This window comes from Desulfobotulus sp. (assembly GCF_034006065.1).
Taxonomy (GTDB): Bacteria; Desulfobacterota; Desulfobacteria; order Desulfobacterales; family ASO4-4; genus Desulfobotulus.
The window spans coordinates 36,630-51,351 of the sequence record NZ_JAVETM010000016.1 but is presented as its reverse complement, the minus strand read 5'-3'; the positions used below and the strand labels follow the sequence as shown (position 1 = coordinate 51,351).

The 14,722-nt window shown below is 56.5% G+C and carries 14 protein-coding genes; 10 read left to right on the top strand and 4 right to left on the bottom strand.

Annotated elements, in window-relative coordinates; translation table 11 throughout:
• Window positions 1–108 precede the first annotated feature (108 nt).
• From RBR60_RS08100 to RBR60_RS08090, 3 genes are all read left to right on the top strand, one after another.
• The gene (locus RBR60_RS08100; RefSeq protein ID WP_320355551.1) at window positions 109–897 is read left to right on the top strand and encodes an electron transfer flavoprotein subunit beta/FixA family protein; all 789 of its coding nucleotides are present in this window, start codon (window positions 109–111) and stop codon (window positions 895–897) included.
• A complete protein-coding gene (locus RBR60_RS08095) occupies window positions 897–1,853 on the top strand; it encodes an electron transfer flavoprotein subunit alpha/FixB family protein (protein WP_320355549.1) in 957 nt (318 codons plus the stop codon). Before RBR60_RS08100 ends, RBR60_RS08095 begins: the two co-directional genes overlap by 1 nt.
• Window positions 1,854–2,030: 177 nt before the next feature.
• On the top strand, window positions 2,031–2,678 hold the full coding sequence (locus RBR60_RS08090; RefSeq protein WP_320355547.1) for a class II aldolase/adducin family protein: 648 nt from the start codon (window positions 2,031–2,033) through the stop codon (window positions 2,676–2,678).
• 18 nt (window positions 2,679–2,696) lie between these two features.
• Here RBR60_RS08090 and RBR60_RS08085 read toward each other — a convergent pair whose 3' ends face one another.
• Window positions 2,697–2,903, bottom strand: a complete 207-nt coding sequence (locus RBR60_RS08085; protein WP_320355544.1) for a hypothetical protein — start codon at window positions 2,901–2,903, stop codon at window positions 2,697–2,699.
• An 86-nt stretch (window positions 2,904–2,989) separates the two neighbouring features.
• Window positions 2,990–4,648, bottom strand: a complete 1,659-nt coding sequence (locus RBR60_RS08080) for a DEAD/DEAH box helicase (protein WP_320355542.1) — start codon at window positions 4,646–4,648, stop codon at window positions 2,990–2,992.
• Window positions 4,649–4,681: 33 nt separating this feature from the next.
• Here RBR60_RS08080 and RBR60_RS08075 point away from each other — a divergent pair, with 33 nt between their 5' ends.
• A complete protein-coding gene (locus tag RBR60_RS08075) occupies window positions 4,682–4,960 on the top strand; it encodes a hypothetical protein (protein WP_320355540.1) in 279 nt (92 codons plus the stop codon).
• 6 nt (window positions 4,961–4,966) lie between these two features.
• On the opposite strand, the gene metE is transcribed toward RBR60_RS08075, so the two are convergent.
• Window positions 4,967–7,270, bottom strand: a complete 2,304-nt coding sequence (gene metE / locus RBR60_RS08070) for a 5-methyltetrahydropteroyltriglutamate--homocysteine S-methyltransferase (RefSeq protein ID WP_320355538.1) — start codon at window positions 7,268–7,270, stop codon at window positions 4,967–4,969.
• Between the two features lie 365 nt (window positions 7,271–7,635).
• Between metE and RBR60_RS08065 the strand changes: the two genes are divergently transcribed.
• The 6 genes from RBR60_RS08065 (at window position 7,636) to RBR60_RS08040 (ending at window position 13,435) form a co-directional block, all read left to right on the top strand.
• The gene (locus tag RBR60_RS08065; RefSeq protein WP_320355536.1) at window positions 7,636–8,991 is read left to right on the top strand and encodes a sodium:alanine symporter family protein; all 1,356 of its coding nucleotides are present in this window, start codon (window positions 7,636–7,638) and stop codon (window positions 8,989–8,991) included.
• Between the two features lie 184 nt (window positions 8,992–9,175).
• Complete coding sequence (locus tag RBR60_RS08060; RefSeq protein ID WP_320355534.1) at window positions 9,176–9,820, top strand: TetR/AcrR family transcriptional regulator; 645 nt, start codon at window positions 9,176–9,178, stop codon at window positions 9,818–9,820.
• An 81-nt stretch (window positions 9,821–9,901) separates the two neighbouring features.
• Window positions 9,902–10,969 (top strand): patatin-like phospholipase family protein, encoded by a 1,068-nt coding sequence (locus tag RBR60_RS08055; RefSeq protein ID WP_320355532.1) that lies wholly within the window; start codon window positions 9,902–9,904, stop codon window positions 10,967–10,969.
• A 160-nt stretch (window positions 10,970–11,129) separates the two neighbouring features.
• Window positions 11,130–12,041: a 3-hydroxyacyl-CoA dehydrogenase gene (locus RBR60_RS08050; protein ID WP_320355530.1), complete on the top strand. Its 912-nt coding sequence runs from the start codon at window positions 11,130–11,132 to the stop codon at window positions 12,039–12,041.
• Between the two features lie 130 nt (window positions 12,042–12,171).
• On the top strand, window positions 12,172–12,945 hold the full coding sequence (locus RBR60_RS08045) for an RsmE family RNA methyltransferase (protein WP_320355528.1): 774 nt from the start codon (window positions 12,172–12,174) through the stop codon (window positions 12,943–12,945).
• A gap of 130 nt (window positions 12,946–13,075) precedes the next feature.
• On the top strand, window positions 13,076–13,435 hold the full coding sequence (locus RBR60_RS08040; RefSeq protein WP_320355526.1) for a PilZ domain-containing protein: 360 nt from the start codon (window positions 13,076–13,078) through the stop codon (window positions 13,433–13,435).
• Between the two features lie 123 nt (window positions 13,436–13,558).
• Here the strand turns inward: RBR60_RS08040 and nifS are convergent, their stop codons facing one another.
• On the bottom strand, window positions 13,559–14,722 hold the full coding sequence (gene nifS, locus RBR60_RS08035) for a cysteine desulfurase NifS (protein ID WP_320355523.1): 1,164 nt from the start codon (window positions 14,720–14,722) through the stop codon (window positions 13,559–13,561).

Genomic DNA, 14,722 nt, shown 5'->3' with positions numbered 1-14,722 from the left:
CCCACGTCCGGCGTCGGAAGTCCGGCGCCGGATCCGGCCAGAGGGTCCGGGCTCCCCATGGGAATCGGATATAGATGGCCAAACCTTATTTTCAACTGGGAGGAATTCATGGAAATCTTGGTATGCGTCAAGAGAGTTCCCGATACTGCGGAGAACGAAATCGAGCTCAACAGTGCAGGGAATGACATCGAGCGTGATGATCTGGTTTACTCCGTCAACGAGTGGGACAACTACGCCGTTGAGGAAGCCATTCAGATTGTGGACAAAGTGGGCGGAACCGTAACGGTTGTGACCGTAGGCGATGAAGACTCCGACGAGGTTCTCCGTCGTGAGATGGCCATGGGTGCTCAGAAGGGCATTCTGCTGAATGATGAAGCCTTTGAAAATTCTGACGCCAAGGGTATTGCCACCCTGCTGGCTGCTGCTGTGAAAAAAGGCAAGTATGACCTCATCCTCACCGGTGCCCAGGCGGATGCAGGCCAGGGTGCTGTGGGTGGCATGCTGGCCGCCATGCTGGATCTGCCCTATGCTTCCCTTGTGAACATGGTGGAAGTGGGCAGTGGCAAGCTGACCATTGGTCGTGAAATTGAAGGCGGCAACCAGGAAATCAATGAAATTGAACTTCCCTGTGTGCTTTCCATCCAGACCGGTATCAATGAGCCTCGCTATGTGGGGATCAAGGGTATCCGTCAGGTTTCTGGTATTGAAATTCCTGAATATGACGCAGATGCCCTGGGTGTTGACGCTGCCACCGTGGGTGCGGCGGGTGCCAAGACCAAGCGGGTGGATTACTTCATCCCCGAAACCGGTGAGGGCGCTGAAATGCTCACCGGCAGCACCGAAGAGATCATTGCAAAACTCATTGACATCATGAAGGCGAATGGAGGGCTGAAGTAATGGCGACGGTATACGCATTCGTATCTCACAAGGACGGTGTTCTGGATGACTCTGCAGCGGAGTTGGCTGCTGCGGCTAAAAAATTCACTTCCGCACCCGTGACCGCCATTGTCACCGGTTCCGGCGTGGACGCTGCTGCTGCCAAGGCTGCTGAACTCTTCCCCGCTGTATGGAAGATCGACGCTGCTGAACTGGCTTATCCCAATGCAGAAGTGGTCCGCAAGGCCCTTCTCAACAACCTTGCCGCTGGTGCTGTTGTGCTCATGGCCAACAATACCTTTGGCATGGATCTTGGCCCCGGCCTGGCGGTTAAATTGGGTGGTGCTTATGTATCCGACGTTGTGGCCATCGAAGGTGCCGACGGTGATACCCTGAAAGTGGTACGTCAGGAATATGGTGGCGTGGTTTCCACACACGTGACTGTGGATATGTCCGCAGGCGCTGTCATCACCGTTCGTCCCGGTGCCATTGCTGCTGAAGAAGGTGCTGCGGTGGGGGGGGCTGTGGAAGCCAAAGCTGCTGGTGACCTTGCGGCCAAGCGCAAGTTCATTGAAGTCCGCGAACCCGAAGCCGGCGACGTGGACATCACCAAGGCTGAAGTACTGGTATCCGTTGGCCGTGGTATTGAAGATCAGGAAAACATTGAGATTGCCCATGAGCTTGCCAAGGCCATTGGCTCCCATGCAGAAGTTTCCTGCTCCCGTCCCATCGTGGATGCCAAGTGGATGGATGCCTCCCGTCAGGTGGGTACTTCCGGTAAATCCGTTAAGCCCAAGGTTTACCTTGCCATGGGTATTTCCGGTTCCTTCCAGCACATGGGCGGCATCAAGGGCGGCCTTGTGGTGGCTGTGAACAAAAACCCCAATGCGCCCATCTTCCAGGTGGCCAACGTGGGTATTGAGGCAGACATTCTTGAGTTCATTCCTGCGCTGACCGAGGCCCTTGAAGAACTGTAAGATTTGCCCCATTGGCAGAAGTTTTTGAAATACAGGCCGGAACTCTTTCCTTGCGGAGGGGGTTCCGGTTTTTTTATGGAGCCTGGGGATGCTGTGGCATCGGAGGAAAGCCATGTGGAAGAGGGTGGTTTTGCCGCCTGGCGGGAATTTTTTTATAATGATGGGGGATGACAAGGCATGGAGATAGCGGAGCAGGTGGTGCGATATGGAAAAAGGATGCAGGCTTCGGGTCTGACCACCGGATCTGGAGGAAATCTCAGTGTGCGGGCAGAGGGAGGGATCCTCATTACGCCATCTGCCATGGACTATGGGGATATGGAGCCTGAGGATCTGGTGTGGGTGGATGGGGCTGGAAAACAGCTTTCAGGGTTCCGTAAGCCTTCCAGTGAGTTGGGTTTTCATCTGGCCCTCTATGCGGCAAGGGCTGATATTGGTGCTGTGGTGCATACCCATTCGCCCTGGGCGACCACCCTGGCCTGCCTGGGCTGGTCTCTGCCTGCGGTGCACTATCTGGTGGGGTACGCGGGTGGAACGGAGGTGCCTGTGGCGCCCTATGCTCCCTTTGGCACAGTGGAGCTGGCAGAGCAGGTGGTGAAGGGCATGGGGAAAGGGTATGCCCTGCTTCTGGCCAATCACGGACTGGTCAGTGTGGGGGCAGACCTTGGGGATGCTTTTGCCGTGGCGGAAGAGATCGAATTTGTGGCAGGAATCTATCTGCGGGCCAAAGCTGTGGGAAGTCCCATTATTCTGGAAGATGCCGCCATGACCGTGGTCCTGGAGAAATTTACGGCCTATCGGGGGCTGGGGCCCAAGACCGGAGGTTAAAATCCTTTTTTGAAGGAGTCAGGGTTTTTCGGGGCAGGGTGTATCCGGATCCAGGGGAAAGAGAAAATCGGAGAGCTTTTCACAAAGACTTTCCGGCCAGAGATCCTGGTGAAGAAAAATTTCTGTTTCTTCGGCGGTAAGGCCCAGTCGCACGCTGGGAGGCAGACTGCTGAGAGCTTCTTTGCGCCTTGCAAGGTCAGAAGGCTGGGGTTTGGATCTGGACATGGAAAACCTCCTTTGGCCATGGCTGTAAAGGGAACGGGGCCCTTGTCCGGGACCCCGTGGGGATATGCATAGGAACTGAAAAGTGATCAGGCGCTGTGTTTTTTAGGGCGTCCGGGTTTTCGGGGTGCCAGGGCTTTCACGGAAACGCTGCGTCCGCCAAGGGCAATGTCACGGACTGTGTTTTTCAGGATGGTGGCGGTGTCAGAATCCACATCCACAAAGGAGAATTCCCGGCGCATGTCGATTTTGCGGATACGACCGGCCTGGATGCCTGCGGTTTTGGCGATGAAGCGTCCCATGGATGCAGGGGTGAGGCCATCGAGGGTGCCTGCGTTGACAAAGCAGCGGCAGAGGGCGCGATCCGTATGCGCAGAAAAGCCTTTCTGGAAAGGTCTCGGAGGAGCGCTGAGGGGAGCGTCCAGTTTTTCCTGGTCCAGGATGGCATTGGCGCCCGCAAGGGCGGGGGCATGAACAGCCAGCAGAGCGCGGATCAGGTCTTCCCTGGAGCAGGAAGCCATATGCTTTTCCGCATCCGCAAGGATTTCCGGATCCATGTCCGCGGGCACGTTTTCTTGGATATTGGCCGCCAAGTGGACAAGCTGACGTTCCCGGATCTCGCGGATGCTGGGCAGAGGCGTGGGGACAAAAGCGAGTCCTGTTCTTCTTGCGATACCTGCCATACGTCCCCGTTCTTCCGGGGAGATCAGGGCCACGGCCATGCCGCTGTGCCCTGCGCGGGCTGTCCGTCCGGAACGGTGGGTATAGGTTTCCGATACCTCGGGCAGGCGATAGTGGATCACCAGCGGCAGGCCGGGCAGGTCAATCCCCCGGGCCGCCACATTGGTTGCCACCAGCAGGAGAAAGCGTCCCTGGCGGAAGCGATTGACGGTGGTTTCCCTCTGGGCCTGGGACAGATCGCCGTGCAGGGCTTCTGCGGGAAAGCCTGCGGCGGTGAGGCGTTCTGTCAGTTCCTGGGATTCCTTGCGGGTGCGGCAGAAAATCAGGGAGCGTGCGCCGGGATTGGCCTGGAGTACCCGGAGCAGAGCGGGAAAGCGATGGCGTTCCCGCATACAGTGGCAGACATGCTCCAGTTTTTCCGGATTTTCGGGACTGTCATCGGGCCGGATTGTGATGGGATTTTTTAAAAGGGAGAAAACCTCGGCGCGTATGGTGTCCGGCAGGGTGGCGGAGACCATCCATGTGGTGTGGTTCTGGGGCAAAAAGGTGCGTATTTTCTGAATGTCTTCCAGAAATCCCGGGGTGAGCAGCTCATCCCCCTCGTCGAGAACAAGGCGTTCAATGGTGGAAATGTCGGCGTCACCGCGGGCAATGAGATCCAGAAGTCGACCCGGCGTGGCTACGAGAATGGCGGGTTTTCTGGAAAGTGCGCGGGCCTGGAGGCCAATGCTTGCACCGCCGTAGGCAATGCAGACCTGAAAGCCGGGGAGCCTTGAAGAAAAGGAAGTGAGGGCTTCTCCCACCTGGATGCACAGTTCCCGCGTGGGGACAATCACCAGGGCCTGGAGGCTTGCCTTGTGTCCATCGTTGTGAATGTGGTGGATGAGGGGAAGTCCATAGGCAGCGGTCTTTCCCGTTCCCGTGGCTGCCAGCAGCAGGGCGTCCTGGTCTGCCCTGGCGAGAAGGGGGGGGATGGCAGCATCCTGGATGGGGCTGGGCGTGGTGAAGTTCTGGGCGTTGAGGGCTTCAAGTACGGCGGGGTGGAGATCAAATTGAGAAAAAGTCATGAAAATTCCTGAGAGGAAGGTGGTAAAAACTGCGTGGCAACCACGCATCCGGTTTGGGTAGATCCCGGACCGGCGGGTGAGGGGATGACCCGCACCGCAAGCATGCGGTTATGGGAGGGGTGCCATCCCCGACCTTCAGGAAAAATTCTTTTCATGTTTTTCAGTAAGGCCCATCCAAAAAACGGCATCTGGATTTGTACTGCATTGTTATGGAAATGGCAAGAAAAAAATTGGGATAGGGCGGCTTGTCTTTTTGCGTATCGAGCCCCCCTATCCCCTGGTTTTTTTGAGGAGGATTTTTCAGGAAAATGAACGACTTTAAGCCTCCGGGGATGTCCGGATCTCTTCGCGTAAGAGTCGAGTGGCAGTTATCATGGCCTCCAGGGCTTTTTCCGTTTCAAGGGGAGAGCGGGTCTTCAGGCCGCAGTCCGGGTTGATCCAGAGATTCTTTTCCGGAATGACGGAAAGCAGGGTTTTTAACGTGGCCAGAATTTCCAGAGGCGCTGGAATATTGGGGGAATGGATGTCGTAAACTCCGGGCCCCATATCGCCTGGATAGGGTTTTTCCTTAAGCTGCTCCACGAGGGTAAGGGCGCTTCGGGAAGCTTCCATGGTCAGCACATCCGCGTCAAGGGCTCCAATGGCTTCAAGGATATCCCCAAATTCACTGTAGCACATGTGGGTATGAACCTGGGTATCGGGCCGGACACCGTCATGGGCGAGGCGGAAGGCCTGGACAGCCCTTTCCAGGTAATCCCGCCAGTGGATTCGCCTCAGGGGCAGTTTTTCCCGCAGGGCCGCCTCATCAATCTGTATGATGGCGCAGCCTGCGGTTTCAAGGTCGAGTACTTCTTCCCGGATGGCCAGGGCCGTCTGCAGAAGGCATTCTTCCTGGGGCAGATCCTCACGGACAAAGGACCAGTTCAGGAGGGTGACAGGGCCTGTGAGCATGCCCTTGACGGGTTTGGATGTGAATGTCTGGGCCTGGCGCCAGAGTGCTGTGGTCATGGCCTGGGGACGGCGGACGTCCCCCATAAGGATGGGGGGCTTCACGCAGCGGGTCCCGTAGGACTGCACCCAGCCTTGATGGGTGAAGCGAAAACCTTCCAGCTGTTCCCCAAAATACTCCACCATATCGTTGCGTTCAAATTCTCCGTGCACCAGGACATCAAGCCCCAGTTTTTCTTGCAGGACAATGCATTCCCGCATTTTTTCACGGATAAAGTCGGTGTATCGGGTTGGATCCATGCGACCTTCCCTGAAGGCCCTGCGCGCGGAGCGGATTTCCGGGGTCTGGGGAAAGGAGCCGATGGTGGTGGTGGGAAAGGGCGGAAGCTGGAGGCGTTTTTTCTGGCAATCTTTGCGGATGGATGCTTCGGGAAGGCGGCGGAAATTCTGATCCTGAAGACCCTTGGTTTTCTGGCGCACAGCGGGGATGCAGCGGCCGTTGATGTTTTCTGCGTCCTGGAATCGGGCCTGGTTGCGCAGGAAGAGGGGGTGGGTTTCCGGATGGGCTTGGCCGGAAAGGATGGCCAATTCTCCGAGTTCTTCCATTTTTTCCCGGGCAAAGGCGAGAATTCCCAGTTCTTCTGGGGCAAGGCGGTTTTCCGGACTTAGGCTGTAGGGCACATGGAGCAGGGAGGAAGAGGGCGCAAGGTGGATGCGGTGGCTGGGGACGTTTTTTTCAATGCTGCGGAGAAGCTCCAGAGTGGGAACATAGGCCGTGCGCCAGATGTTGCGGCCATTGACAAGGCCGGCCACGAGAATTTTGTCTTCCGGAAAACCGACGGCTTCCAGGAGGCGGAGGTTGTGGGGGCCTTCCACGAAATCGAGCCCCACGGCCTGGACAGGAAGGGCGCATACCATTTCATAGGCATCGCGGATATCCCCGAAGAAGGTCTGCACCTGGATGCGGAGGGAGGGAGTGGGACGGGTGAGTTTTTGGTAGAGGGTTTGGAAAAAATCCTTTTCCCCTTGCCCCATATCCAGGCAGAGGCAGGGCTCGTCAAGTTGCACCCAGTCTGCGCCTGCGGCTGCAAGGGCATCCAGAAGTTTCTGGTATGCGGGTATGAGTTTTTGCGCGGCTTTTTCGGCCGTTATGCCATCTGCAAAACGCGAGAGTCGGAGCAGGGTATAGGGGCCCGGTAGCATGGGGCGGGTATGGAAGCCCTGTTTCCGGGCTTCACGGAATTCGGTGATGGGTTTGTGTCCCATGAGATCCATGGGGCTTGAGGAATCAATTTCCGGAACCATGTAATGGTAATTGGTGGTGAACCATTTTTTCATGGACAGGGCTTTTGCCGTGAGGCCTCCCTGCTGATACCCTCTGGCCATGGCGAAGGTGCGGATGAGGGGATCCTGGGGCAGGGTGTTGAAGCGCTCCGGAACAAGACCAAAGAGCAGGGCTGTGTCCAGAAGGGTGTCGTAGAAGGAAAAGTCGTTGGATACAAGTTGGTGAATGCCCGCGTCTTTTTGGTCTTCCCAGTGGGTTTTGCGCAGGCTCGCGCCTTCGGCCTGAAGTTCTTCGGGGCTCAGACGACCCTGAAAATAGGCTTCTGTGGCTTTTTTGAGTTCGCGGTTTTGTCCGATGCGGGGATAGCCGATGAGCGTGGTTTGGATCATGATGTCTCCTATTGTATTTAGGTTTTTTTATATCAAGATATATTGATTTATTGAAACAATCAAGAAAAAAGACAGGCAAGGTTTTTTTGAGGCTTTACGAATAAAATCAGGCATAAAAGTGAAGGGGAGGGGAACAAAAAGCTTGCGTACCAGGAAAAACTGCCCTATAGCCCTGCAATCGATTGGAAAAAAGCGCAGGAGGCATGGGGGGGCTTTTTCTAGAAGGAAGAATCCGCCAGAGCGAACGGGGGATTTTTCAGGGCACTGGTCTGGTTTGTAAACGCTGGTGTGTTCTCCCTGGGGTCTGCGTGGAAGGTGTTTTTCTTAGGAAGTCCTGAAACAAAATCAAAGGAGGATCTGGGTCAATGGATGCGGGTATACTGAATCACCTGGAACGGTGGGTGGATACGGCAGGTGGATATGTCTGGGGGGCTCCCCTTCTGGTACTCCTCGTGGGTACGGGCTTCTGGCTGACCTGGGCACTGCGGGGCATCCAGGTTTCGGCCCTCATGCATGCGTTGTACCTGGCGCTGATCAAGCGCAAGGAAGACGGGGATGAAGAAGGGGATATCTCCCATTTTCAGGCCTTGATGACAGCCCTGTCTGCAACGGTGGGAACGGGGAATATCGCCGGTGTGGCCACCGCCATTGCCATCGGTGGACCCGGCGCCCTTTTCTGGATGTGGGTGACGGGTATCCTGGGAATGGCCACCAAATATGCCGAAGCCGTACTGGCCGTTGTCTACAGGGAAAAGGATGAAAAGGGCGAGATGCGCGGCGGCCCCATGTATTACATCGCCAAGGGCGTGGGCTGGAAGTGGATGGGTGTGCTTTTTGCCATTTTTGCCAGTGTGGCGGCTTTTGGTATTGGAAATATGGTGCAGTCCAATTCCGTGGCGGACGCCGTACAGTCCACCTTCAACATTCCGGTCTGGGGTACGGGGCTCATCCTCATGATCCTTGTGGCTCTGGTGGTTCTGGGAGGCATCAAAACCATCGGCAAGGTGACGAGTATTCTGGTTCCTTTTATGATTGTCTTCTATATGCTGGCCTCCGTGGCAGTTCTGCTTCTTTTTGCAGACAGGATTCCCGCGGCCTTTGCCCTGATTTTTACCCATGCCTTTTCGCCCACTGCGGCCACGGGTGGCTTTGCGGGTTCCGTACTCATGCTTACCATCCGCATGGGTGTGGCGCGGGGGGTTTTTTCCAATGAATCGGGCCTTGGAAGCGCCCCCATTGCTGCGGCTGCGGCCCAGACGGCCCATCCGGTGACCCAGGCCCTGGTCTCCATGACCCAGACGTTCATTGATACCCTGGTGGTCTGCACCATGACAGGGCTTGTGCTGATTCTTACTGGAGAATGGTCTTCGGGTGTGACGGGGGCTTCCCTGACGACCCGGGCCTTTGAGCTGGCCCTTCCGGGTCTTGGTTCCTATATTGTCACCATCGGTCTTATACTTTTTGCCTATTCCACCATGCTGGGCTGGTGCTATTATGGGGAAAAATCCATTGAGTACCTTCTGGGAAGCAAGGCCGTGCCGCCTTACCGTATCCTTTATGTGGCCTTTGTGGCCATTGGTGCCATGCTCAAGCTGGAGCTGGTCTGGGGGCTTGCCGATGTTTTCAATGGTCTGATGGCTTTCCCCAACCTCATAGCACTCCTGATTCTTACGCCTGTGGTGGTCCGCTATACCCAGGAGTATTTCAGGGATATCCGTTAGGAGGCAGGCCTCCTTCGCACAGGGGACAGGACGAAAAAGACTGTCTCGAGAACCGGATACCAATGGAGGGGAAGCAGCCCGTAAGCGGGAGTTTCCCCTTTATTTTGGGGAGTAGGCCTTTTTCCTTGCGGGAAAAAGATTTTTTTATTAAACAGTCATTCAATTAATGTCGGAGGTGATCCACTTGCGGAAGCGACAGAATGCCCAGGAACGTAAACCCGCCATCCTAGATGCTTTTTATGATGCCATCCGGGAAGAGGGCCTTGAGAATGCCTCCATCGCCAAGGTTGCGGCGCGGGCGGGCATCCATCCCAGCCTGGTGATTCACTATTTCGGAACCAAGGAGCAGATGCTCATGGCCCTGGTGGACCGGGTTCTGGAAATTTACGGAAGACTCATTGGCAGCCTGCCCAAGGAAGGGGCCGCAGGTGAGCGTCTTCTCCGCATTCTTTCCACCATCTGGGGACCTGCCTGGTATGAAGCCGTGGCCCTTTCCGTTGTGTACTCCTTTCTGGCCATTGCCCGCCGTAACGGGGAGGTGGCCGAGCGGGTGCACCATCTGTATCGACGTTACCGCCGTTTTCTGGAACGGGAGGTGGCTGCGGCCGAAGCCGCAGGCGCTTTGCAAACCAGGGATATTCCCGGAGCTGTATCGGCTCTTTTATCCTTAAGCGAAGGCTCCCACTATTTTCGGCACCATTTCGGTGATGGGGAGGAAGAACACAGGCGGGCAATGATCCGGGCAGCCCTCGCCATACTGGGGGCGACGCCGGAAACATGGATTCTCTATGAAGGAGGCCTTGGGCATGAAGGAATGGATACCCCCTGAACATACCCGAATGCTTGGCTTTAATCAGGCAAAGGCCCGTGAGCATGGAGTTCCCATGTGTGAAGATCTGTGGAGGTGTTCATGAAAAATTCTCTTCTTTTTCTGGCTGGTTCCAGGGCCCATGCGCGTATCCGTGAGAAGGGGCTGGGGCCAGAGGATGTACGACTTGTTCTGGGGGCATCGGGTGCAGCCAAGTGGCTGGGCATCCATGGGTTGGATGCTGCGGTTTTTGGGCATTTTCTGGCGCGCCGAACCACGCCCCTTCCCCTCTTCGGGACCAGCATCGGTGCCTGGAAGCTGGCAGCCGCCGCACGTAGGGATGCACAGGCGGCCTTTGACTTTCTGGCCGATGCCTATATCCATCAATACTATAAAAAACCTGTGCGCAGAAAGGATGTGGATCAAGAAGCCCTGCGCATTGTGGACGCCTTTCTTCCCCGAAGTGCCATTGAGGAAATTCTCTCCCACCCGCTTTTCCGCCTGCATCTTTCGGTAATTCGCTGTCGCGGAGGGCTGGCTTCTGAAAACCCCCTTGCCCTGGGGTGGGGGCTGGGTCTCGCTTATGCGGTGAATCTCAAGGGACGTATCCCTTATGTGCGTCGCTTTGATCGGGTTATTTTCCATGATGGTCGCGAACACTCCCTTGTGCAGGGCGCTTTTGGCGGGGCGGAGGCTGTGCCTTTCAGCCCGGAAAATCTGCGGCCCGCCCTCCTGGCAACGGGATCCATTCCCTTTCTCATGAGCGGGGTGTCTGAAATTCCGGGTGCAGGATCAGGGGTGTTCCGGGATGGGGGCCTTGTGGATTATCATCCCCTTCCTCCCCAGCCCCTGGATGGGGGAATCGTTCTTTACCCGCATTTTTATCCTGAAGTGACACCGGGTTGGTTTGATAAGAAAATGCCAAGACGCCGGGCTTCTTCCATGGATCTTGCCGATGTCCTGCTGTTGGCCCCATCCCCGGAGTTTGTGGCCAGCCTGCCCTATGGTCGGATTCCGGATCGTAAGGATTTCAGCCGTTTTGAAGGGGATGACGCAGGTCGGCTGCGATTCTGGAAAAAGGCTGTGGCTGAAAGCCGTCGGCTCGGAGACGCCTTTCTGGAAGCCGTTGAAACTGGTGGCATCCGGGATTGCCTGCGGCCTCTGCCCTGAGCAATCCGGGCGGATGAGGATTGTGTTGCCAGGGGCATGGGGGCTTGAGCGGTGAGCCGTTGCGGCGCAAAAAAAGAGGTCCATCGGATCCTGGTTTTTGTCCGGGATTTTTTGGTTCAAGGGAGTCCAGCACTCGAACGCTTACACCACAGGAGGCTATATGCAGGAGATTCAAAGGGTTCTCATCCTTGGAAGTGGCACCATGGGTCGGAAGATTGCGCTTCTTACGGCGGCAGTGGGCTTTGAAACCCGGATCTATGATATTTCCGAAGAGATCCTTGCCGATGCCCGTAAAGGTATGGAGCGCATGGTTCGTAAGGCCGTATCCCGGGGCCAGGTTGCAGCGCTTGAAGAAGGGCCGCTTCTGGAGCGGATTCTTTATTTTACGGATATGGCGGAAGCGGCGCGGGGGGTGGATTTTGTCAGTGAGTCCATCCCTGAGGATCCTGCCCTGAAAGGTCGGGTTTTTGGCGAACTGAACGGCCTTTGCCCTGAGCATGCCATTTTCACTACCAACACCTCCTCACTCATGCCTTCCATGTTTGCCCAGGCCACAGGCCGACCGGAGCGCTTTGCAGCCCTGCACTTCCACAACCCTGAGGTGGACCGGATTGTGGATATCATGCCCCATCCGGGAACATCCCGTGAAACCATGGATGGGATCCGGGATTTTGTGCGTGCCATCCGGATGATCCCCATTGAGATGAAAAAGGAAAATCCGGGATATGTGTTCAATGCCATGTTCATGTCCCTTCTCGGTTCCGCTCTGACCCTGGCGGCTCGGGACGTGGCCAAACCCGAAGATGTGGACCGTTCCTGGATGGGGGTGATGCAGATGCCCATCGGCCCCTTTGGCATGATGGACCAGGTGGGTCTTGAGACCGTGTGGAAGATCACGGATTATTGGGCGAATGTGACCCAGGCATCCCAGGCAAAGGCCAATGCGGCCTACCTGCGTCGTTTTGTGGATGCGGGTGCGCTGGGTGTGAAGACGGGCAAGGGGTTTTATGCGTATCCCGGACCTGCCTGGGTTCAGCCGGATTTTCTTGAGGGCGCGCAGAAAGAAGCCTGATGGAGCTGGGCGAGGCTTGTGGCTCAGGTCGCCTCGCCCAAGGTGATCGTATCCATGGGATTTAAGGTGTGAAAGGGCCTTTTCGTGAAGGAGAGGTCCTTTTTTTATGGAGAGACGGAGGTTGGGGAAAATGGATCGAAAAGAGAAGTGCCTGAATGGGGGAGGGCCTCCGTCGCGTATCCTGCTGGGGAAAAACCCCGGAAAACTGGGAGAGGCCGTGGCCTTTTCCGGAGAGGCCGCCCAGGCCCTCAGCGCCTGGGCGGCGCGGCCGGGGGAGATTCTGACGGTAAGTGCGCCGGATGGTCGTCTTTTCCGGGCGCGGATGGTGGGAGAAAGGGGCCGCTTGGAGGCTGCGGTGTGTTTTGAGGATCTGGGTCTTCCTCCGGTGGAACCGGAGCTGTTTCTCTGCCCGGCCTTACCGGAGAAGGAGCGTTTTGAGCTGGTGCTGGAAAAGGCGACGGAGCTGGGAGTGGATGGAATTTTTCCTTTTGTGTCCCGCCGTTCATCCACCCTTCAAATGCGGGATGCCGGACAGAAAAAATCCCACAGGTGGCCCCAGCTCCTGCAAAGAGCTTCACGGCAGTGTCGCAGGCCCTGTCTTCCTGCCCTTTTTCCCGTAGGGGAGTTTTCGGATCTGCTTTCTTTTTTGGATCAGGGAGGGCTTTGTGTGGTGCTGGATGAACGGGAGCGGGAAAGATCCTTGGCCGAAGCTTTGGGCTCCTGGCCCGGTGGGACTGTGGTGCTGGTGACGGGTCCGGAAGGCGGATGGGAGCGGGATGAGGTGGCGGCTCTGGGTGAGGTGGGGACCCTTGCGGTGAGTCTCGGAAGCCGTATCCTGAGAACGGAGACCGCGGCCATCCTGGCTGTGGGGCTGGTACGCCACGGAAGGCTTTTGGGGGGATGAGAGGGGAAAGAATCGGTCAGACCTGAAAGGAGCTGTGGGATGGGCGCTTTTCGGGCTGGCGGCCCATGGTAAAAAAGGGTAAGCTTATGCATTCTGTTTCTTTTCAACACCTGAATGCATGAGGCTGGGCATGAAAGAAAATCGAAGGTGGACCCGTGTCTACTTCTCCTCAAAGGATGCTGTGGCCGGTGAGCTGTGGGTGGCCGAAGAGTGGATTGTTCCGGCCCGGGTTCTCAACATCAGCGAGGGGGGACTGGCCATGACCCTGCGGGTTGGTTCTGATTTCACGATCAACCAAGGGGATCGTTTCCGCATGAAGAGTCTGGAAGGCCCCCATCAGGTGCGGATTCTCACAGCCCCTGCTGTGCTGGAAGTGGTCTGGGTTGCGGTTTCAGAGGGGTTTGAACATATGGGGCTGGGCTGTTCCTTTTTGTACGTGGTGCCTCCGGATAAAAATCGTCTGCGCCGTTTCGTGGAAGGCTTTGCATGAATCGCCTCGCCTTTGGGGAGGTTTTTTGATTGTGAGGCGCACCGTTTCCCCTATGCTCTGGGCTTGTGACAAGGTAAGTCCCGGTGTGCGGAAACCGCATGGAACCGGAACTTACCAGGGTTATCAGGTTTCTGTCCAGAAAGGGGACATTTCCCTGAGCCTTGCCACAATGGGCGGGAGATGATGGATGACCGCATCAATTTCCGCATCCGTGTTGTAGATGCTTAAGCTGAATCGAATGGTGCCGTGGGCGGCGGTATGGGGAACGCCCATGGCGCGGAGAACGTGGGAGGGCTCAAGGGATCCTGAGGTGCAGGCGGAACCGGAAGAGGCGCAGATACCATACTGATTCATCATGAGAAGGATGGCTTCGCCTTCGATGTACTCAAAACTGATGGAACAGGTATTGGGCAGGCGGTTGTCAAGATCTCCGTTGACAAAGCATTTGGGAATGCGTCTGAGGAGCTCGCCCTCCAGTCTGTCCCGGAGTGCTTTCACCCTTGTATTTTCTTCTTTCATTTTGGAGATGGCCAACTCGCAGGCCTGACCGAGACCGATAATGGAGGCGACGTTTTCCGTACCCGCCCTGCGACCATGCTCCTGATGCCCCCCCACCAGGTAGGGAGTGAAGGGGGTGCCTTTTTTGATATAGAGAGCACCAACGCCTTTGGGTGCATGGAGCTTGTGGCCGGAGAGAGAAAGCAGGTCAACGGGCATATCTTTGAGCTGCATGGGGATTTTACCCACGGCCTGGACGGCGTCCGTGTGAAAGAGGATGCCCTTCTGGCGGCAGAGCCTGCCAATGGTTTCTACGGGAAAAAGGGTGCCAGTCTCGTTGTTGGCCCACATGATACTGACAAGGGCTGTATCCGCATCCAGGCTTTTTTCCAGAAGATCCATGTCCAGACGCCCCCGGCTGTCCACGGGAATGGCGGTGATGCGAAAGCCTTCCTTACCCAGTCGCTCAAAGAGGGTCTTGATGGCGGGATGCTCCACCGTGGAGGTGATGAGGTGTTTTTTCTGGGGAAAAGCCCTGATGGCGGCATGCACGGCTGTGGCGTTGGATTCTGTGCCGCAGCTTGTGAACAGGATTTCATCCCCGCTTGCTGCACCCAGGATGGAGGCAACGCCTTCTCGGGCTTTTTTGAGGTTTTTGGCCACCTGACCGCCGAAGGTGTGCATGGAGGAGGGGTTGCCGTAGAGTTCCGTAAAATAGGGAAGCATGGCTTCCATGACTTCGGGTGCGACTTTGGTGGTGGCGTTGTTGTCCAGGTAAATAGGCGTCAT